Origin of the sequence: Kitasatospora sp. NPDC096204 (genome assembly GCF_044763205.1) — a bacterium.
Lineage (GTDB): Bacteria > Actinomycetota > Actinomycetes > Streptomycetales > Streptomycetaceae > Kitasatospora.
The window spans coordinates 106964-126515 of record NZ_JBIWFT010000011.1 but is presented as its reverse complement, the minus strand read 5'-3'; the positions used below and the strand labels follow the sequence as shown (position 1 = coordinate 126515).

Here is a 19552-nt window from a genome sequence, read left to right as displayed (position 1 = left end):
CGCTCAGAGCGTGACGCCCACCATCACCGGCTCGTTCACCAGCTCCACCCCGAAGGCCTCGCGGACCCCGTCCCGGATCTCCCGGGCCAGTGCCAGCAGGTCCTCGGCGGTGGCCGAGCCGCGGTTGGTGAGCGCCAGGGTGTGCTTGGTGGAGAGCGTCGCCGGGCCGCTGCCGTAGCCCTTGCCGAAGCCCGCCCGGTCGATCAGCCAGGCCGCCGAGGTCTTGGTGCAGCCCTCCGGGGCCGGGTAGGCGGGGGCGTCCGCGGCGCCCGGGCGGGTGCGGAAGGACTCGTACTGGGCGGCCGTCAGCACCGGGTTGGTGAAGAAGGAACCGGCCGACCAGGTGTCGTGGTCCGCCGGGTCCAGCACCATGCCCTTGCCGGCGCGCAGCAGCAGCACCGTCTTCCAGGCCGTGTCGACCGCCACCCGGTCGCCCTGCTCGACGCCCAGGTGCCGGGCGGTCTCGGCGTAGCGGACGGGGGTGGAGAGCCCGTCGGCGTCCTCCAGCCGGAACCGCACCCGCAGCACCACGTAGCGGTCCGGCTCGGCCTTGAAGCGGCTGTGCCGGTAGGAGAACGCGCACTCGGCGTTCGGGAGCACGACCACCTCGTCGGCGGTGCGGTCGTACGCGACCACCTCGGTGATCGCCTGCGCGACCTCCTGGCCGTACGCGCCCACGTTCTGCACCGGGGTGGCGCCGGCCGAGCCGGGGATGCCGGCCAGGAACTCGATGCCCGCCAGGTGGTGGTCCAGCACGGTCCGGCGGACCACCTCGGACCAGGTCTCGCCGGCCGCGACCTCCAGCGCGGTGCCGTCCAGGGCGAAGCCCTCGGTGGCGATCCGCAGCGCGGTGCCGGAGAAGCCGGCGTCGCCGATCACCAGGTTGGAGCCGCCGCCGAGGACCAGCAGCGGCTCGCCGGCCGCGTCGGCCTCGCGGACGGCCGCGATCACCTCGTCGTCGGTGTGGGCGGTCACCAGGCGGCGGGCCGGGCCGCCGAGCCGGAGCGTGGTCAGCGGGGCGAGGGGGGCGTCGTTTTCTACCAGCACGCCCACCAGCGTACGGGGGCGGCGGGAAGCCGCTTCCCGGGGAAGGCCCTTCCCCGGGAAGCGGCTCGCGGTGCCGCTCTCAGGCCTTGACCATCTCGGGCGCCGGCCGTTCCACCGCGGCCGCGGCCGGCGCCTCGCCCCGCCGCGGGATGAGCACCGCGGCGAGCGCGCCGAGCCCGACGGCGGCCCCGCCGACGTACAGCGCGGGCACCAGCCCGTCCGTGAAGGCCCGGGCCGACTGGTAGCCGCCCCGCGCCGAGAACACCGCGGCGAGCACGGCCACCCCGAGCGCCCCGCCGACCTCGCGCAGCGCGTTGTTGGCGCCGGAGGCGATCCCCTGCTCCTGCGGCCGGACACCGACCATCACCAGCTGGGCGGTCGGGCCGAAGTACAGCGACATGCCGACCCCGCAGATCACGATGGCCGGGATCAGGGCGAGGTAGTCGAGGCCGGTGCTCCCGTCCGCGACCAGCCCGAACAGCACCAGGCCCACGGCCTGCAGCACCAGCCCGGCGACCACGATCGGGCGGCCGCCGATCCGGTCGGAGACGATGCCCGCGACCGGCGAGACCAGCAGCGGCATCGCCGTCCACGGCAGCATCCGGATGCCCGCCTCCTGGGGGCTGAAGCCGCCGACGCCCTGGAGGTACTGGCTGATCAGGAAGATCGAGCCGAACATCCCCAGGTACATCAGCAGGCTCGCCGCGTTGACGGCGGAGAAGGTCCGGCTGTGGAACAGCCGCATCGGCAGCATCGGGTGGGCGGCCACCCGCTGCTCGTACCAGACGAAGGCGGTCAGCAGCAGGGCGCCGCCGATCAGGGCGCCGAGGACCGGCGGGCTGGTCCAGCCGTCCGGGTTGCCGCGGATCAGGCCGAGGACGACCCCGAACATCCCCAGGCTGACCAGCAGGGTTCCGGGCACGTCCAGGGCCCGGCCCGCGCCCCGGCTCTCGCCGAGCCGCAGGAGGGCCAGCGGCAGCAGGACGAGGCCCACCGGGACGTTCACCCAGAAGATCCACTGCCAGGAGAAGTGCTCGGTCAGCGCGCCGCCGATCAGCGGCCCGGCCGCGACGGCGAGGCCGCTGACGCCCGACCAGACGCCGAAGGCCAGCCCCCGCCTGGCCGGGGGCACCGCGGTGGTGAGCAGGGTGAGGGTGAGCGGCATCATCACCGCGGCCCCGGCCCCCTGGACGGCGCGGGCGGCGATCAGCTCGCCGATGCCGGGGGACAGCGCGGCCGCGGCGGAGCCGGCGGTGAAGACCGTCAGGCCGGCCAGGAAGATCCGGCGGCGGCCGAAGCGGTCGCCGAGGGCGGCGCCGAACATCAGCAGCACGGCGAAGCTCAGGGTGTAGGCGCTGACCGTCCATTCGAGGTCGGACAGCCCGCCGCCGAGCTCCTCACGGATCGACGGCAGCGCGGTGGTGACCACCAGGTTGTCCAGAGCGGCCATGAAGCCGGCCGCGCTGACGATCACCAGGGTCCAGATCGCGGCTCTGCCCATGGCCGGTTTCTCCGTCATGACATCCCCCGGGTTCCACTAGGTAGTTATTGCTCAATAACTTTCATGGGCCAAAAAGAGGCCGCCCTGACGCACCGCGCGGCCGCCCGTCCGCTACTCCGGGTCCTCGCACTCGTCGAAGCCGGTCCAGATCCGGTGGTCCTGCGGATAGCCCAGCGCCACCAGGGTGTTGATCAGCATCCCGTGCGCGAAGAACCGCGTGGCGTCCCTCATGTCCCCGCCGATCCGCATCCTGACCCGCTCGAACAGGCCCTCCCAGAGCCGCCGGGCGGTCTCCCCGATCTCCTCCTCGCCGACCGAGCGGGCCGCGAAGACCGAGACGTAGATCTGCATCTGCATCATGAGCTGGTCACTGTCCTCGACCAGGCCCATGTACGCGCCGGACATCGCGTCGGCGGCCTCCGCGCCGGACAGCCCGGCCGAGGCCTCGTCGAACACCCGCCAGGTCTCCTCGACGCAGCGCTCGGCGGCCGCGGCGAAGATCGCCTGCTTGCCCGGGAACAGCCGGAACAGGTACGGCTGCGAGACGCCCACCCGGCGGGCGATCGCCTCGGTGGAGGTGCCGTGGTACCCGCCCCGGGCGAACTCGACCAGGGCGGCGCGGACGACGCTCTCGCGCCGCTCCTCCGCACTCATCCGGATGCTCGACTTCGCCATGGGTCACAAGTTAGTGGCCGATCACTAGCTATGCAAGGCCCGCGGCCGCGGCCGGAGCTCCCGGTGCGGGCACTCCGGCCGCGGCCGCCGTCGCGCGGAAGCGGCTCAGCCGAGCCGGACGACGGCCCGGGACATGCCGAGCACCTTCTGGCCGCCGGTGGTGGCCAGCAGGTCGACCTGCACCCTGCGGTCGTCCAGCTTCTTGGCGACCTTGGCCGAGACCTCGACCACCGCGCCGACCCCGTCGTTCGGCACCGGCACCGGCCGGGTGAAGCGCACGCCGTACTCGACCACCGCGGCCGGGTCGCCGACCCAGTCGGTGACCACCCGGATCGCCTCGGCCATGGTGAACATGCCGTGCGCGATGACGTCCGGCAGGCCGACCTCCAGGGCGAACTTCTCGTTCCAGTGGATCGGGTTGAAGTCGCCCGAGGCACCCGCGTAGCGCACCAGCGTGTCGCGGGTCACCGGGAAGGACTGCGCCGGCAGCTCGGTGCCGACCTCGACCTCGTCGTAGCTGATCGCCATCGCGCTCACTCCCCCGCCTCGTCGGCGGCCCGGGCCACCAGGGTCATGACCGACGTCACAACGTGCTCGCCGGTCGCGTCCGTCACCTCGCCACGCACGGTGAGCACGTCGTTGCCCGCCAGCGACTTGATGTTGTCGATGGTCACCGCGACCGACAGCCGGTCACCGGCCCGCACCGGGCGGGTGTAGACGAACTTCTGGTCGCCGTGCACCACCCGGCTGAAGTCCAGACCCAGCTCCGGGTCCTCGATCACCTGGGCGGCCGCCCGGTAGGTGACCACGAAGGGGAAGGTCGGCGGGGCGATCACGTCGGAGTGACCCAGCGCCTTCGCCGCCTCCGGGTCGGCATACGCCGGGTTGGCGTCCCCGATCGCGGTCGCGAACTCGCGGATCTTCTCCCGGCCGACCTCGTACGGCTCGGTGGGCGGGTAACTACGCCCGATGAAGGAGGGGTCGAGCGCCATGGCAGCTCCTCGGAACGCGGGTGGATACGAAAAAACTCCGGGCCGCACCCCCCAGTGAGGGATGCGGCCCGGAGTAGAAGACCTGAATTCACACAGGCCCGGCGCCCTACGGGAGGGTCAGCGGGTCTCGCGGTGCGCGGTGTGCGAGTTGCAGCGGGGGCAGTGCTTCTTCATCTCAAGACGGTCCGGGTCGTTACGCCGGTTCTTCTTGGTGATGTAGTTCCGCTCCTTGCACTCCACGCAGGCCAGCGTGATCTTCGGGCGGACATCGGTGGCAGCCACGGGAGTGCCTTCCTTGGACAACGAATAAGAACACGACAAGAGTAGCCGACCGGGAGTGCGATCTCCCGACCGACTACGCGGGGTAGCGGTGACCGGACTTGAACCGGTGACACAGCGATTATGAGCCGCTTGCTCTACCAACTGAGCTACACCGCCACAGTGATCTGCAGCACAGCCGGAGCTGACCGCTTCTCACCCGAGCCCCCATGCGGAATCGAACCGCAGACCTTCTCCTTACCATGGAGACGCTCTACCGACTGAGCTATAGGGGCGAACGAGGAAGAGATTACACGTTTCGCGGCCGGAGGTGAAATCCGTATCCCGCGGCGAAGACCGCAGGTGGGCGACGGGTACGGACGGACGATCCAAGGCTGGGCGTTCGATCGGCCCGCGAGCCCCACGGCCCGACCCGATACGACTATTGCCCGCCTCCCGGCGACCCGCCTCCCGGGCCCATAGGCTCGTCGCTCATTGATCGGGAGGACTGGCCGGCGGTACGGGCCAGCCGTACGGGGCCGACCGCACGGGCCGGCCCGAGAAGGAGCCGGCGATGGACAGCGCAGCCGCCGACGGGCCGCAGCCCTGGCCCGGCCCGGCGGCCAACCCGCTCGGGCACGGCCCGGTCCTGCTGCTCACCGGCGCCCGGCTCGCCGACGGGCGGGTGGTGGACGTCCGGATCAGCGGCGACCGCATCCAGGCGGTCGGCACCGTCGGCAGCCTCGGCCCGCTGCCCGCCCTGCCCGGCACCCCCACCGTCACCACCGGCGCCCGGATCGACCTGCGCGGCTACCTGCTGCTCCCGGCCCCCGCCGAGGCGCACGCCCACTACGACGCCGCCTTCTCCGCCGCCCTGCCCACCCCGCCGCCGGACACCCCGGCCGACCTCACCCGGCGGATCACCGAGGCCGCGCTGACCTCGCTCGGCTACGGCGCCACCGCCCAGCGCACCCACGTCCGGATCGGCGACGTGCACGGGCTGCGCCGGCTGGAGGCCGTGCTCACCGCCCGGCAGGCGCTGAGCGGGCTGGCCGAGCTCCAGGCGGTGGCGATGCCCCGGCTGCTCACCGGGCGGGCCGGCGCGGACGGCCGGGCGCAGCTGCGCGAAGCGCTCAAGCTGGGCGCCACCGCGGCCGGCGGCTGCCCGGAGCTGGACCCGGACCCCTCCGGCTACGTGCAGCTGCTGCTGGAGGCGGCCCGCGAGGCGGACTGCTCGGTGGACCTGCACACCAGTGCCGCCGACGCCGCCCAACTCGCCCGGATGGCCGGGGCGTTGGCGCCGCTGCGGCCACGGGTGACGCTCGGCCCGTGCGGGGCGCTGGCCCGCGGCGCGTCGACGGTGCTGGCGACCAGCGGGGTGCGGGTGGTCTGCCTGCCGCAGAACGGCTGCTGCACCGGGCTGGAGGGCCGGGCGGCGGGCCTGCGGCCGGGCCTGGTGCGGGAGTTGGCGGCGGCCAGGGTGCCGTTGGCGGCGGGCAGCGGGGCGCTGCGCGACCCGTCCAACCCGGTCGGCCGGGCGGATCCGTTGGAGTCGGCCTATCTGCTGGCGGCCGGTGGGGAGTTGGACCCGGAGGCGGCGTACGACGCGGTGGCGAACCAGGCCCGGGCGGCGCTCGGACTGGCGCCGGTCCGGGTGGACGCCGGGTTCCCGGCGGAGCTGCTGGCGGTGCGCGGGGACAGCCTGGCCGGGGCGCTCGCGGGCGGGCACAGCCGGCTGGTGGTGCACAGCGGCCGGGTGGTCAGCCGGACCAGCGCGGTCCGGGAGTTCGCGGACACGGTGGCGCTGGCGCTGCCCCGCCAGTGCGGGGGCGGGGAGGGCTGAGCGGGCCGGACCGGCCCCGGCGACAGATGGGGGCGCGCGACGGTTGTCGCGCGCCCCTCCCCCACCTGCCGGCCGTCCGTGGACGGCTGTCGAAGCGGCCCCAGGCCTCCCCCACACGGAGCAGGGCCGCTCGTTCGACACCGACACTACGCCCACGGAGCACCGCCCCCGCGCGGCCTTGACGCCCTCCTGTCGTCCGCCGGGGCGCTCTTGACGTGCCGTTGACGGCGGTGGCGCCGGCCCCGGTGCGCGGGCCCGTCACGGCACGTAGCGGTATCCGATCCCCGGCTCGGTGACCAGGTGCCGCGGCCGGGCCGGGTCGCGCTCCAACTTGCGGCGCAGCCCTGCGAAGTAGACCCGCAGGTAGTTGCCGCGCCCCTCCTGGGCCGGGCCCCACACCTCGCGCAGGATCTGCCGGCCGGGCACCAGCCGGCCGGGGTTGGCGAGCAGCAGGGAGAGGATGCGCCACTCGGTCGGGGTGAGCCGGACCGGGCCGTTCGGGCCGTTCACGGCGGTGGCCGCGAGGTCCACGGTGTGGTCGCCGATCACCGGCCGGCTCAGCGGCACACCGCCCAGCGGCCGGCGCAGCACGGCGCGCAGCCGGGCCAGCAACTCGTCCATCAGGAACGGCTTGGTGAGGTAGTCGTCGGCGCCCGCGTCCAGGGCACCGACCTTGTCGGCCGCGTCGGTCCGGCCGGAGAGCACGATGATCGGCACCGCGCTGTGGGTGCGCAGGCCGCGCAGCACGTCCATCCCGTCGAGGTCGGGCAGGCCGAGGTCGAGCAGGACGGCGTCCGGGGCGCTGTGCGCGGCGCGGTCGAGCGCCTCGCCGCCGGTGGCCGCGGTGCGGACGGCGTACTGCCGGGCGCTGAGGTTGATCCGCAGGGTGCGCAGGAGGGCCGGCTCGTCGTCGACGACCAGGATCTCGCTCACGTGTCCGCCTCGCTTCGCTCGATGGTGGGGTTGGCGGCGGGCAGGGTGAGCAGCATGGTGGTGCCGCCGCCCGGGGTGTCCTCGACCTCCAGGCTGCCGCCCATCGCCTCGGCGAGGCCGCGGGAGAGGGCGAGTCCGAGGCCGACGCCGGTGGTGTTGTCGGTGTCGCCGAGGCGCTGGAAGGGCAGGAAGACCCGGTCGCGGTCCTCGGGGGCGATGCCGGGGCCGCGGTCGATCACCCGGATCTCGACCTGGTCGGCGTGGTGGCTGCCGGCGACCAGGACGGGCGCGCCGGGGGCGTTGTACCGCAGCGCGTTGGTGATCACGTTGGCGAGCACCCGCTCCAGCAGCGGCGGGTCGGCGAGCACCGGCGGGGTCGTGTCCAGGTCCAGCGGCTGGATCGGCGCGTACGGGTCGGGGAGGCTGTCGAGCGCCCGGGGCAGGATCTCGTCCAGGTGGGTCTCGGTGAGGTGCAGGGTGAGCGCGCCGGCCTGGAGGCGGCTCATGTCGAGCAGGTTGTCGACCAGCCGGGTGAGCTTGACCAGCGACTCGTCGGCGGTGGCGAGGAGTTCGGCCTGGTCCTCGGGCGAGAACTCGACGTCGGGGCTGCGCAGCGAGCCGACCGAGGCCCGGGCGGCGGCCAGCGGGGTGCGCAGGTCGTGGCTGACGGCGGCGAGCAGGGCGGTGCGCATCCGGTCGGCGGCCTTGATCGGCTCGACCTCGGCGGCGGCCACCGCCAGCCGGTCGCGTTCCAGCGCGGCGCCGACGTGGGCGGCGAAGGCGGTCAGCACCCGCTGGTCGGCGGCGGGCAGCCGGCGGCCGGTGAGCACCAGGAGGGCGTCCCGGCCGACCGGGACCTCGGTGGTCTCGTGCGGCCCGTCGCCGTCACTCTGGTGGTCCCCCTCGCTGTGCGCGAGCACCTCGCCGTCGGCCCGGGAGAGCAACGCGACGGTCCGCATCCCGAAGGCCGTCCGGGACTTCTCGAGCAGGGCGGGCAGCGCGTCGGCGCCGCGCAGCACGCTGCCGGCCAGGGTGGAGAGGGTCTCGGCCTCGGCGGTGGCGCGGGCGGCCCGGCTGGTGAGCCGGCCGGCGTGGTCGACCACGGTGGAGACGGTGAGCGCGATGGCGGCGAAGACCACCAGGGCGACGATGTTGTTGGTCTCGCCGATGGTCAGGCTGTGGATCGGCGGGATGAAGTAGTAGTTGAGCAGCACCGAGGCGACGAACGAGGCCAGCAGGGCCGACACCGCGCCGCCGAGCAGGGCGACGATGACCACGCCGAGCTGGAAGATCAGCGCATCGGTGGTCAGGTTGATGCTGTGGTGCGCCTGCGAGAGCAGGGCGGTGAGCAGCCAGGGCACCGCCAGGCCGGCCAGGTAGCCGGCGACGGTGCGGCGCCGGGAGTGGCGGCGGCCGAGCGAGGGCAGCCGGCCGCGCCCGGTGAACTCGTGGGTGACCATGTGGACGTCGATGTCCTCGGAGTCGTCCACGGTGGTCTGCCCGGTGCCGGGGCCGGTGAGGAAGCGGTTGATCCGGCCGCGGCGGCTGGTGCCGAGCACCAGCTGGGTGGCGTCGTGGGCGCGGGCGAAGGCGAGCAGCGCGGTGGGGACGTCGTCGCCGACCACCACGTGGTAGCTGCCGCCGAGGGTCTCCACCAGCTGCCGCTGCTGGGCGAGCGCGCCGGAGGAGGCGCCGGCCAGGCCGTCGCTGCGGGAGATGTGGACGGCCAGCAGGTCGCCGCCGGCCGTGCGGTCGGCGATCCGGGCGGCGCGGCGGATCAGGGTCTCGCCCTCGGGGCCGCCGGTGAGGGCGACCACGACCCGCTCGCGGGCCTCCCAGACCCGGTCGATGTTGTGGCTGGCCCGGTAGTCGCGCAGGCCCTCGTCCACCCGCCCGGCCACCCAGAGCAGGGCGAGTTCGCGCAGGGCGGTGAGGTTGCCGACCCGGAAGTAGTTGGAGAGCGCGGCGTCCACCTTCTCGGCCCTGTAGACGTTGCCGTGGGCCATCCGGCGGCGCAGCGCCTGGGGGGCCATGTCGACGAGTTCGATCTGGTCGGCCCGGCGGACCACCTCGTCCGGGACGGTCTCGCGCTGCGGGATACCGGTGATCTTCCGGACGACGTCGTTCAGCGACTCCAGGTGCTGGATGTTGACGGTGGTGACGACGTCGATCCCGGCGGCGAGCAGTTCCTCGACGTCCTGCCAGCGCTTGGCGTGCCGGCCGCCGGGGATGTTGGTGTGCGCCAGCTCGTCCACGAGCACGACGGACGGGCGGCGGGCGAGCACGCCGTCGAGGTCCATCTCCTCGAACTCGGCGTCCCGGTAGGAGCGCCGGGCGCGCGGCAGGACCTCCAGGCCGGCCAGCATGGCCTCGGTGTGCCGTCTGCCGTGGCACTCGATGTACCCGACCACGACGTCGGCCCCACGCTGCTGTCTGCGCCGGGCCTCGTCCAGCATGCGGTAGGTCTTGCCTACCCCCGGCGCGGAGCCGAGGTACACCCTCAGCCGGCCGCCGCGGGTGCCGGCGCCGGGGGTGAGGTCGCGAGCCATGGGCGCTGCTCTTTCCATCGGGAGGTGGTGCACGTCTGCGGACGCGGGTCGGCCGGCCCGGGCCCGGGAGACGTGCTCCCGCGCCCGGGCCGGCCCGGTCACCCGTATGTGTGATGTGGTGTCACTTCTGCTCGCTGAGCGCCTTGTTGAGCAACACGACGTTGACACCCTCGTTGCCGAGGAAGCCGAGCGAACGGCTCTCGGTGTACTCGTCGACCAGCTTGGTCACCGTCTCCACCGGCAGACCGCGGTTCTTCGCGACCCGGTCGACCTGCTCCTTGGCGTACGCGACCGAGATGTGCGGGTCGAGGCCGGAGCCGGAGGCGGTCAGCGCGTCGGCCGGGACGCTCGCCGGGTCGACGCCGTCGAAGGAGGCGACGGCGGCGCGGCGGTCGTTGACGGCCTTCAGCAGGTCCTCGCTGTTCGGGCCGAGGTTGCTGGCACTGGAGGAGGAGGCGTCGTAGCCGGTCCCGGCCGCCGAGGGGCGGGGCTGGAACCACTTCGGGTCCGGCTGGGCCTCCTCGTTCGGGTCGTCGGGGTTCTTCTTCGGGAGGTTGAAGCTCTGGCCGATCAGGCTGGAGCCGATCTCCTTGCCGTCGGTCTTCACCGGCGAGCCGTTCGCCTTGTCGGTGAAGGCGACCTGGGAGATCCCGGTGATCAGCAACGGGTAGGCGATCCCGAGGATCACGGTCAGCACCAGCAGCGCGCGCAGCGCGGTGAAGTGGGTGCGGAGGGTCGTCGGCAGGGGCTTGGACATGGTTTTCTCTCCTTTCCCGCGTCAGCTGAGGCCGGGGATGAACTGGACGATCAGGTCGATCAGTTTGATGCCGACGAACGGCACCACGAGGCCGCCGAAGCCGTAGACCCCGATGTTGCGGCGCAGCAGCGAGCTGGCGTCGGACGGGCGGTAGCGCACGCCGCGCAGGGCGAGCGGGATCAGGCCGATGATGACCAGGGCGTTGAAGACGATCGCCGAGGTGATCGCGGACTGGGGGCTGTGCAGGCCCATGATGTTGAGGTGGCTCAGGCCCGGGTAGACCCCGGCGAACATCGCGGGGATGATCGCGAAGTACTTGGCCACGTCGTTGGCGATCGAGAAGGTGGTCAGCGCGCCACGGGTGATCAGCAACTGCTTGCCGATCTCCACGATCTCGATCAGCTTGGTCGGGTTGGAGTCCAGGTCGACCATGTTGCCGGCCTCCTTGGCCGCCATGGTCCCGGTGTTCATCGCGACGCCGACGTCGGCCTGGGCGAGGGCGGGGGCGTCGTTGGTGCCGTCGCCGGTCATCGCGACCAGCTTGCCGCCCTCCTGCTCCTTCTTGATCAGGGCCATCTTGTCCTCGGGCGTGGCCTCGGCGAGGAAGTCGTCCACGCCGGCCTCCTCCGCGATCGCCTTGGCGGTCAGCGGGTTGTCGCCCGTGATCATGACGGTCTTGATGCCCATCCGGCGGAGCTCGTCGAAGCGCTCCCGCATGCCCTCCTTGACGACGTCCTTGAGGTGGATGACCCCGAGGACGCGGGCGGGCTCGGCGCCGATCCGCTCGGCGACGACCAGCGGGGTGCCGCCGGCCGCCGAGATCCCGTCGACCAGGGTGGACACCTCGGCACCGACCGAACCGTCGTTCTCGGTGACCCAGTTGGAGACCGCGCCGGCCGCGCCCTTGCGGACCTGGTGCACTCCTGCGGCCTCGTCGAGATCCACGCCCGACATCCGGGTCTGGGCGGTGAACGGGACCCAGGTGGCGTGCGTCAGCTCGCCCTGTGCGCGGGCCCGCAGGCCGTACTCGGTCTTGGCGAGGACCACGATCGAGCGGCCCTCCGGGGTCTCGTCCGCGAGCGAGGAGAGCTGCGCCGCGCCGGCCAGGTCCTCGGTGGACACGCCCGGGGCGGCCAGGAACTCGGCGGCCTGGCGGTTGCCCAGGGTGATGGTGCCGGTCTTGTCGAGCAGCAGGGTGTTGACGTCGCCGGCGGCCTCGACGGCGCGGCCGGACATCGCCAGCACGTTGCGCTGCACCAGGCGGTCCATGCCGGCGATGCCGATCGCGGAGAGCAGCGCGCCGATGGTGGTCGGGATGAGCGCCACGATCAGGGCGACCAGGACGATCATCGACTGCGGGGCACCCGCGTAGGTGGCCATCGGCTGGAGCGTGACGACCGCGACCAGGAAGACGATGGTCAGCGAGGCCAGCAGGATGTTCAGCGCGATCTCGTTCGGCGTCTTCTGCCGGGCGGCGCCCTCGACCAGGGCGATCATCCGGTCGATGAAGGTCTTGCCGGGCTCGGAGGAGATCTTCACCACGATCCGGTCGGACAGCACCTTGGTGCCGCCGGTGACGGCACTGCGGTCGCCGCCGGACTCGCGGATGACGGGCGCGGACTCACCGGTGATCGCCGACTCGTCGACGCTCGCGACGCCCTCGACCACGTCGCCGTCGCCGGGGATGACCTGACCGGCCTCGACCACCACGTGGTCGCCGAGCCTCAGCGCGGTGCCGGGCACCTCCTCCTCGGCACCGGTGGCCGGCCAGTCGGTGAGCCGGCGGGCCATGGTGTCGCTCTTGGTCTTGCGCAGCGTGTCGGCCTGCGCCTTGCCGCGACCCTCGGCCACGGCCTCGGCCAGGTTGGCGAAGATCGTGGTGAGCCAGAGCCAGACGGTGATGGCCCAGGCGAACACGGACGGGTCGGCGATCGCGGCGATGGTGGTGACCACCGAACCGACCTCGACCACGAACATCACCGGGTTCTTGATCATCACCCGGGGGTCGAGCTTCTTCACCGCGTCCGGCAGGGACGCGACGATCAGCTTCGGGTCGAGCAGGCCGCTCGCCACTCTGTGCGGTGCGGCGGCCTCCGCCTTGTCGGCCGGTGCGGGGTTGAGCGTGGGGGTGGACATCAGGAGGACAGACCTTCCGCGATCGGCCCGAGAGCCAGGGCCGGGAAGTAGGTGAGGCCGACGACGATCAGGATCACGCCCGACAGCAGGCCCACGAACAGCGGCTTGTGGGTGGGCAGGGTGCCCGGAGTGGCCGGGACCGGCTGCTGCTGGGCGAGCGAGCCGGCCAGCGCGAGGACGAAGACGATCGGCAGCAGCCGGCCGAAGATCATCGCCAGGCCGAGCGCGGTGTCGTACCAGTCGGTGTTGACGGTGATGCCGCCGAAGGCCGAGCCGTTGTTGTTGGAGGCCGAGGTGAAGGCGTACAGCACCTCGGAGAAGCCGTGGGCGCCCGAGTTGAGCATCCCGGCGCGCTCGCCCGGCAGGGCCATCGCCACGCCCGTGCCGACCAGCACGATCGTCGGCGTGGTGAGGATGTACAGCGAGGCGAACTTCATCTCCCGGCCGCCGAGCTTCTTGCCCAGGTACTCGGGGGTGCGGCCGACCATCAGGCCGGCGACGAACACCGCGACGACCGCCAGCACCAGCATGCCGTACAGGCCGGAGCCCACACCGCCGGGCGCGATCTCGCCCAGCATCATGTTGAAGACCGTCAGCCCGCCGCCGAACGGCGTGTACGAGTCGTGGAAGGAGTCCACCGCACCGGTCGAGGTCAGCGTGGTCGAGGCGGCGAACAGCGAGCTGGCGGCGATGCCGAAGCGCTGTTCCTTGCCCTCCATCGCGGCGCCCGCGGCCTGCAGGGCGCTGCCCTGGTGCTGCGACTCCGCGAAGGTCATCAGGGCCACCGAGGCGGCCCAGAACAGGCCCATCACCGCGACGATCGCGTAGCCCTGGCGGTTGTCCCCCACCATCCGGCCGAAGGTCCGCGGCAGCGCGAACGGGATCAGCAGGATCAGGAAGATCTCGACCAGGTTGGTGAAGCCGGTCGGGTTCTCGAACGGGTGCGCCGAGTTGGCGTTGAAGAAGCCGCCGCCGTTGGTGCCCAGCTCCTTGATGACCTCCTGGGAGGCCACCGGGCCGCCCGGGATCTTCTGCACCTCGCCCGCGAGGGTGGTCACCTCGTGGAAGCCGTGGAAGTTCTGGACCACGCCGTTGGCGACCAGCACCAGGGCGAAGACGATCGAGATCGGCAGCAGCAGGCGCAGGTTGATCCGGGTGAGGTCCACCCAGAAGTTGCCGACCCGGTCGGTCCGGTTGCGGGTGAAGCCCCGGATCAGCGCGGCGACCACGGAGATCCCGACGGCCGCGGAGACGAAGTTCTGCACGGCCAGGCCCGCCATCTGCGCCACCTGGCCCATCGCGGACTCGCCCGCGTAGGACTGCCAGTTGGTGTTGGCGACGAACGAGATGGCGGTGTTCCAGGCCTGGTGGCCCTCCATCTGCGGAACGCCCAGGCTCAGCAGCAGGTAGCCCTGGAGGCGGATCAGGCCGTAGAGGAAGAGGACGGAGACGGCCGAGAAGGCCAGCACCGAGCGGAGGTACACCGGCCACCGCTGGTCGGCGTCGCCGTCCACGCCGATCAGCTTGTAGATGCCGCGCTCGACTCTGAGGTGCCTGGCGGAGGTGAGGAGCTTGGCCATGTAGTCGCCGAGGGGGCGGTAGCACAGGGCCAGCGCGCCGACGAGAGCGAGCACCTGCAGCCAGCCCGCGAGAGTGGATCCCATGTCAGAACTTCTCCGGGAAGATCAGCGCCACGACGAGATAGCCGACGAGCGCGACGGCAACGACCAGACCAGCGATGTTCTCGGCGCTCACAGCTTCTCCACCCCCCGCGCGATCAGGGCGATGACGGCGAACACGGCGACCGTGACACCGACGTAGATGAGATCGGACATGGGCTCCACCAGAGTGGTTCGGGAGATGCCGCGACCTGGGCCGGAGGGGCCCGCGCGGCACCGGCGGAAGACCGGCAGATGCAGCAAACCAGCCGTCAGGGGCGCGTTATGGGGCCCTGACGCCCTCCATACGGGTGATAGCGCGACGTTGACGCGACGTTGACGGGTGCTTCACCGGACCGAGACCGTCGTGATCGGGCCGAGATCCGGGGCGGGGTCCGGCCCGGAGCCGGTCCGGAGCCGGAAAGCCGCGGGCCCCGGACGGCGGGCTGCCGTCCGGGGCCGTACTCCCCCTGCTGTTCCCGTCCCCGTACCCGTCCCCCGTTCCGGTCACATCCGCATGCGCAGCCGGCAGACCACCGCGTCGGTGTGCCGCCGCAGGGCGCGGTCGATCACGGCGCCACGCCGGTTCTGGAGCGCCCGCTGCCACCAGCGGGCCGGTTCCACCTCGGGGATGAGCACGGTCAGCCGGTCGTAGACGTGCTCCGCCCCCAGCTCGTTGACGAAGTCCGCGATCGGCCGGCCCAGCCGGCGGTGGACGTCCGGGATCTCCACCAGCGGCACGCCCGGCCGCCACAGCTCCCAGTCCCGGCGCAGCGCCTCCGCGGCGGCCGGCTCGTGCACCACGGTCACCGCCATGACCTCGTCGCCGAGCGAGAGCGCCGCCGACAGGCCGTCCCTGGTCAGCCGGGTGATCGCGGTCACCGGGACGACGACCAGGCTGCGCTGCCTGGTCACCGGGCCGGGCACCCGGCCCAGCTCCAACCGCTCGCCGATCCGCCCGTAGCTGCGGTGGACCGCCTCGAACAGCACCACCAGCAACGGCAGGGCCACCACGATGCCCCAGGCGCCCTCGGTGAACCTGGTGCCGGTGACGACCAGCGCCGCGACGCCGGTGAGCAGCGCGCCGAAGCCGTTCAGCGCGGCCTTCCACCGCCAACCGGACGGCCGGTGCAGCAGCCAGTGCCGGACCATGCCGACCTGGCAGACGGTGAAGCCGACGAACACGCCGATCGAGAACAGCGGCACCAGGCTGTTGACGTCCCCGCCGGAGCCGACCAGCAGCGCCGCCGAGACCGCGGCCAGGAACAGCACCCCGTACCGGTACACCTGGCGGTCGGCGCGCAGCGCGAACAGGTGCGGCAGGTGGTTGTCCCGGGCGAGCAGGTCGAGCAGCACCGGCAGCCCGCCGAAGGAGGTGTTGGCGGCGAGCCCGAGCAGCACCACGGTGGCGAACTGGACGACGTAGAAGCCGAACCCGTGGCCGAGCGAGGCGTCGGCGAGCTGGGCCAGCACCGTGACGCCCTCGACCGGCTGGAGGTGGAAGCGGCCGATCAGCACCGCCAGCCCGATCAGCATCACGCCGAGCAGGGCGCCGAGCGCGACCTCGGTGTGCTGCGCGCGCTTGACCCGCGGGGTGCGGAAGGAGGGGACGGCGTTGGCCACCGCCTCCACGCCGGTCAGCGCGGAGCAGCCGGCCGCGAAGGCCCTGAGCAGCAGCAGAGCACCGACGGTGGTGGCGTTCTCGGCGAGGGTCGAGGCGTGTCCGGCGGCGGCCGCGGTGCTGACCGGACCGTCCCGGAACAGGCCGACCACGACGATCGCCAGGATGGAGAGCACGAAGACGGCCGTCGGCGCCATGAACCAGCGCGCCGACTCGGCGATCCCGCGCAGGTTCACCGCGGTGACCAGCGTCAGCACGCCCAGGCAGAGCCAGACGCGGTCGTCGTACAGGCCCGGGACGGCCGAGGTGAGCGCGGCGACGCCGGCGGTGACCGAGACCGCGACGTTCAGGACGTAGTCGACGACCAGCGAGGCGGCCGCGGTCAGCGCGGTCCGGCGGCCCAGGTGCGCCTTGGCCACCGCGTAGGAGCCGCCGCCGTCCGGAAACGCCGCGATCACCTGTCGGTAGGAGGCGACCAGCACCGCCAGCAGCACGGCGATCGCCGCGGTGACCGGCAGCGTGAAGCCCAGCCCGTACGACCCGGCGGCGGCCAGCACCAGCACGATCGACTCCGGCCCGTACGCGACCGAGGCCATGGCGTCCAGCGAGAGCGCGGCCAGCCCGCCGAGCGCGCTGAGCCGGTGCCGCTCGTCGCCCGCGCCGGTATCAGGCGGCGCGGGTTCGGCCGTGGCTGCCGGGGTGGTGGCGCTGGACATCGGACGGGACCTCCGCAGTCGGTAGTTGGTCCGATCCTGCGGTCCGCGCGCCCACCGCCCGGGGGCCCGTACGCGTTCCTGACGCCGCCGCGAGTGGCCTTGACACGCTCTTGACGGGGCCGTCACGCCGCGTCGGCCCCGTCCGGTGGCTGTTGGCGGGGGTGGGGCGAGCCGTTGTCCCGGCGGTCGCCGGCTGGGAAGACGATCAGCTCTGTCGAAGGACTCCCACCCCCGGGCAACCACTCTGCTGCCTGCAACCCGTAATTGCAAGCAATGTGCAATAAGTCCACCCGCCGCCCGACCCCGGGCCGGGCCCGCCCCGGGTCCACCCCGAGCCCGCCCCGAGCAGACAAAACAGCCCCCGATCCGCGTTTCCGCAGATCGGGGGCTGTTCTCTATCCTGTGGCTGGTGCAGGGTTCGAACCTGCGTAGCTTGCGCGACAGATTTACAGGCCGCTGACTGGGGCTGCGCTGACCAGGCGACTCCCGCTCGCGGACCGGACCTGTTCCGCCCCTGGTCCGGATCATGGTCTCGGCAACCCACTTCCAATCCACTTCCGCGAGCACCTGAGGGGCCGCGTCGGGCAGCGATCTCCGCTGCCCGACGCGGCCCTTCTGTGTTTCAGCTCACGCCCCGTCGGCCGGGCCGCCGACACCGAGGTCGAGCCGGGCCTGCGCGTGGTAGGCGTTCAGCAACCCGATCAGGGCTACTCCGTTCGAGACCTCGGTGCGTTCCCTGGCTGCCACCTCGGCCTCCCACAGCGCGACGTTCACCGCCCTTGCCGCCTCGACCGCGGCCGGACTGGCCAACAAGACGAGCGTCTCGAAGAGCGTCGACCGCTGGATCTCCGCCTGCTCCATCGTGGCCAGGAACTCCACCCGCTCCATCGACCCCGCCGCGGCTTCTGCCGCCCGCTTGGCGACTGCGGAGATCTCCTTCACACAGGTCGCGTACTGCACGTAGGTGTCGAGCTTCCGCTCATCCCACCGCGCGGCCATCAGCCGCCGATGCTTGGTCCGCTCCGCCCACCCGGTGGCCACGAACGAGGTGAGCGCCCCCAGTAGGACACCCACCAGCGTGACGATCTGAGTAATCACCACCCAGAACCTACCGGCGCCACACACCCCACAGAAGAGCACGGCCCTCGCGACAAGCTCGCTACGGAGGCGTCCCCGTTGCGGTGAGCACCCAAGTCGAACCGGCAACTAGCAGGTCAGTTTTCTACTGTTCGATAGCTTGCTGATTCCGGCGCTATCCGCTGGATGACCTGCACCATCACAGCCATGCATGGGATTCCAAAAAGCTCAGCCCCTCCGGCACGTGCTGGCGTAGCATGCGATACAGCCCCAGTGATGCTGTGAGTCGAATGATCAGAGAGGGGAATTCTTCGTGGCGGGACTCTCGCGAGCATCGGTGAAACTTTGGACTTCCATGAAGTCATTTGTTCCGTCCAGGATGGTTCAAAAGATCTCATTCGACAAGAATGCAAAATTTCCCGACTTGTCCGTAGATCTGGCTCCACTAACAATTGTTTGTGGGCCACACGGGTCCGGAAAGAGCACCATCCTCAGCTATATCGCAGAGGGGCTGCTGAGAGGAGCGACACACGAGGATCACCCTCCCTTCATGGGGGCGCGAAGAGCTCCTGGACCCAAGACTCTTGCCGGATCCTGCACTCTTGATCTGCATATCAACGGAGAGCACAAGGTCGTAGTTAGAGACTTGGAGAAGAGTGTCAAATACGGCGAATCGTGGCCAGATTTGGACCTATACCCGATCATTTATACACCCCTAGCAACCCCAGCTGATATTCACGTTTTCTTCCAGGATATGATTTCCGATTTCACGGAGTATCGGGAGGGTGGGGAAATTGTCCAAAAGCAGGCCGACCTGAGTGCACTTCGTGATATTTTGGGCATCTCATACGCCGAGGTCATTTATTTTCCCGTTCGGACGGACACGCACGGGCCTGTCGAGCCTTACGTAAAGGCACGCTCAGGAAGCAAGTGGATTAGCTCCTATGATATGAGCTATGGCGAGCTCTATGTACACAAGTTGCGCTGGGAGATGCAGTACTCCCGAGATTCCGTCTTCATTATCGACGAACCTGAGGCACATATCTCTCCGCGCGGGCAAGCCGCCCTTATGGATGAGATCGCGAGACTTGCCAGGGCATACGACACCCAAGTGATCATCGCCACCCATTCTCCAGACTTCATCCAGAGGGTTCCAGTGGAGTGGGTCCGCGCCTGCGTTCGATCACCATCCGGGTCTCTCATTTTCAAGCCAAGAAACCTCTCCGATATTAGAGAACTGTTGGGGCGCGAACCCCGCGTATCGGGACTTCTGCTCGTTGAAGATGAAGTCGCTGCTGCGACACTTCGAATGATTCTCAGCGCGGCGTCGTTCCCACGAATGAGCGAGCTGGAGATCGTCCCATCGGGGGCCTGGCAAGACCTAGTGCTAGCCGAATCAGCGCTGTCCAATGCGAAGCGCTTGCGCGTTGTAGCAGTCCTTGACGGCGACCAGCGAAATAATCCAAAAATTGCAAATCACCTAAGCTTCCTTCCGGGCGAGGAGGCACCGGAGAAAGTTTTTGTCGGCTACGCAATCGGCAGGCCGAGTGAGCTCGCCGAGCGTCTTGGGTGCGCCATCGAAGACGTCAATATTGCGATTTCCGAGACGATGGGACTCGAACATCATCTATGGCTTCGAGCGATTTCGCGACGGCTGGGTCGAGAGTGGTCACACTGCCTGAGAGTGGCATTTGAGATGTGGCACTCCGACCCCTTGAATTCTGGAAAGGCTGCCGATCTGAGCCGGGAAATTGCCCACAAGGTGTTTGGTTGACGCCGCCTCGGTTTC

Annotated in this window: 16 protein-coding genes and 2 tRNA genes; 2 read left to right on the top strand and 16 right to left on the bottom strand. The window is 70.8% G+C overall.

Going from position 1 to position 19552, the window contains the following annotated elements:
• Positions 1-3 precede the first annotated feature (3 nt).
• The 8 genes from ACIQ87_RS14620 to ACIQ87_RS14585 form a co-directional block, all read right to left on the bottom strand.
• The gene (locus ACIQ87_RS14620; protein ID WP_402405995.1) at positions 4-1053 is read right to left on the bottom strand and encodes a UDP-N-acetylmuramate dehydrogenase; all 1050 of its coding nucleotides are present in this window, start codon (positions 1051-1053) and stop codon (positions 4-6) included.
• Positions 1054-1126: 73 nt separating this feature from the next.
• Positions 1127-2566: an MFS transporter gene (locus tag ACIQ87_RS14615; RefSeq protein WP_402405993.1), complete on the bottom strand. Its 1440-nt coding sequence runs from the start codon at positions 2564-2566 to the stop codon at positions 1127-1129.
• Between the two features lie 93 nt (positions 2567-2659).
• Complete coding sequence (locus ACIQ87_RS14610; RefSeq protein ID WP_402405991.1) at positions 2660-3223, bottom strand: TetR/AcrR family transcriptional regulator; 564 nt, start codon at positions 3221-3223, stop codon at positions 2660-2662.
• Positions 3224-3328: 105 nt separating this feature from the next.
• Positions 3329-3751, bottom strand: coding sequence for a MaoC family dehydratase (locus ACIQ87_RS14605; protein ID WP_097237453.1), 423 nt, complete (start codon positions 3749-3751; stop codon positions 3329-3331).
• Positions 3752-3756: 5 nt separating this feature from the next.
• Positions 3757-4215 (bottom strand): MaoC family dehydratase N-terminal domain-containing protein, encoded by a 459-nt coding sequence (locus ACIQ87_RS14600; protein WP_392867466.1) that lies wholly within the window; start codon positions 4213-4215, stop codon positions 3757-3759.
• A gap of 117 nt (positions 4216-4332) precedes the next feature.
• The gene (gene rpmG / locus ACIQ87_RS14595) at positions 4333-4497 is read right to left on the bottom strand and encodes a 50S ribosomal protein L33 (protein ID WP_006604855.1); all 165 of its coding nucleotides are present in this window, start codon (positions 4495-4497) and stop codon (positions 4333-4335) included.
• Positions 4498-4580: 83 nt separating this feature from the next.
• Positions 4581-4653, bottom strand: a tRNA-Met gene (locus tag ACIQ87_RS14590).
• A gap of 43 nt (positions 4654-4696) precedes the next feature.
• Positions 4697-4769: transfer RNA gene (locus tag ACIQ87_RS14585), tRNA-Thr, on the bottom strand.
• Between the two features lie 278 nt (positions 4770-5047).
• On the opposite strand from ACIQ87_RS14585, the gene ACIQ87_RS14580 reads away from it, so the two are divergent.
• A complete protein-coding gene (locus ACIQ87_RS14580; protein WP_402405989.1) occupies positions 5048-6316 on the top strand; it encodes a hydrolase in 1269 nt (422 codons plus the stop codon).
• Between the two features lie 258 nt (positions 6317-6574).
• Here the strand turns inward: ACIQ87_RS14580 and ACIQ87_RS14575 are convergent, their stop codons facing one another.
• The 8 genes from ACIQ87_RS14575 to ACIQ87_RS14540 form a co-directional block, all read right to left on the bottom strand.
• A complete protein-coding gene (locus ACIQ87_RS14575) occupies positions 6575-7249 on the bottom strand; it encodes a response regulator (protein WP_402405987.1) in 675 nt (224 codons plus the stop codon).
• Positions 7246-9798 (bottom strand): ATP-binding protein, encoded by a 2553-nt coding sequence (locus tag ACIQ87_RS14570; RefSeq protein ID WP_402405985.1) that lies wholly within the window; start codon positions 9796-9798, stop codon positions 7246-7248. Before ACIQ87_RS14570 ends, ACIQ87_RS14575 begins: the two co-directional genes overlap by 4 nt.
• Positions 9799-9919: 121 nt before the next feature.
• Positions 9920-10555 (bottom strand): potassium-transporting ATPase subunit KdpC, encoded by a 636-nt coding sequence (gene kdpC / locus ACIQ87_RS14565; protein WP_402405983.1) that lies wholly within the window; start codon positions 10553-10555, stop codon positions 9920-9922.
• 21 nt (positions 10556-10576) lie between these two features.
• Entirely contained in the window at positions 10577-12691 is a 2115-nt protein-coding gene (gene kdpB, locus ACIQ87_RS14560; protein WP_402405981.1) for a potassium-transporting ATPase subunit KdpB, read from the bottom strand.
• Positions 12691-14355 carry a potassium-transporting ATPase subunit KdpA gene (kdpA, locus tag ACIQ87_RS14555; RefSeq protein ID WP_402405979.1) on the bottom strand — a complete coding sequence of 555 codons (1665 nt, stop codon included), beginning with the start codon at positions 14353-14355 and terminating at the stop codon, positions 12691-12693. The genes kdpB and kdpA overlap by 1 nt, the downstream gene beginning before the upstream one ends.
• Position 14356: 1 nt before the next feature.
• Entirely contained in the window at positions 14357-14446 is a 90-nt protein-coding gene (kdpF, locus tag ACIQ87_RS14550; RefSeq protein ID WP_045693083.1) for a K(+)-transporting ATPase subunit F, read from the bottom strand.
• A gap of 410 nt (positions 14447-14856) precedes the next feature.
• The gene (locus ACIQ87_RS14545; protein WP_402405977.1) at positions 14857-16686 is read right to left on the bottom strand and encodes an APC family permease; all 1830 of its coding nucleotides are present in this window, start codon (positions 16684-16686) and stop codon (positions 14857-14859) included.
• A gap of 627 nt (positions 16687-17313) precedes the next feature.
• Complete coding sequence (locus ACIQ87_RS14540) at positions 17314-17784, bottom strand: hypothetical protein (protein ID WP_402405975.1); 471 nt, start codon at positions 17782-17784, stop codon at positions 17314-17316.
• A 334-nt stretch (positions 17785-18118) separates the two neighbouring features.
• On the opposite strand from ACIQ87_RS14540, the gene ACIQ87_RS14535 reads away from it, so the two are divergent.
• Entirely contained in the window at positions 18119-19537 is a 1419-nt protein-coding gene (locus ACIQ87_RS14535; protein ID WP_402405973.1) for an AAA family ATPase, read from the top strand.
• Positions 19538-19552: the final 15 nt, after the last annotated feature.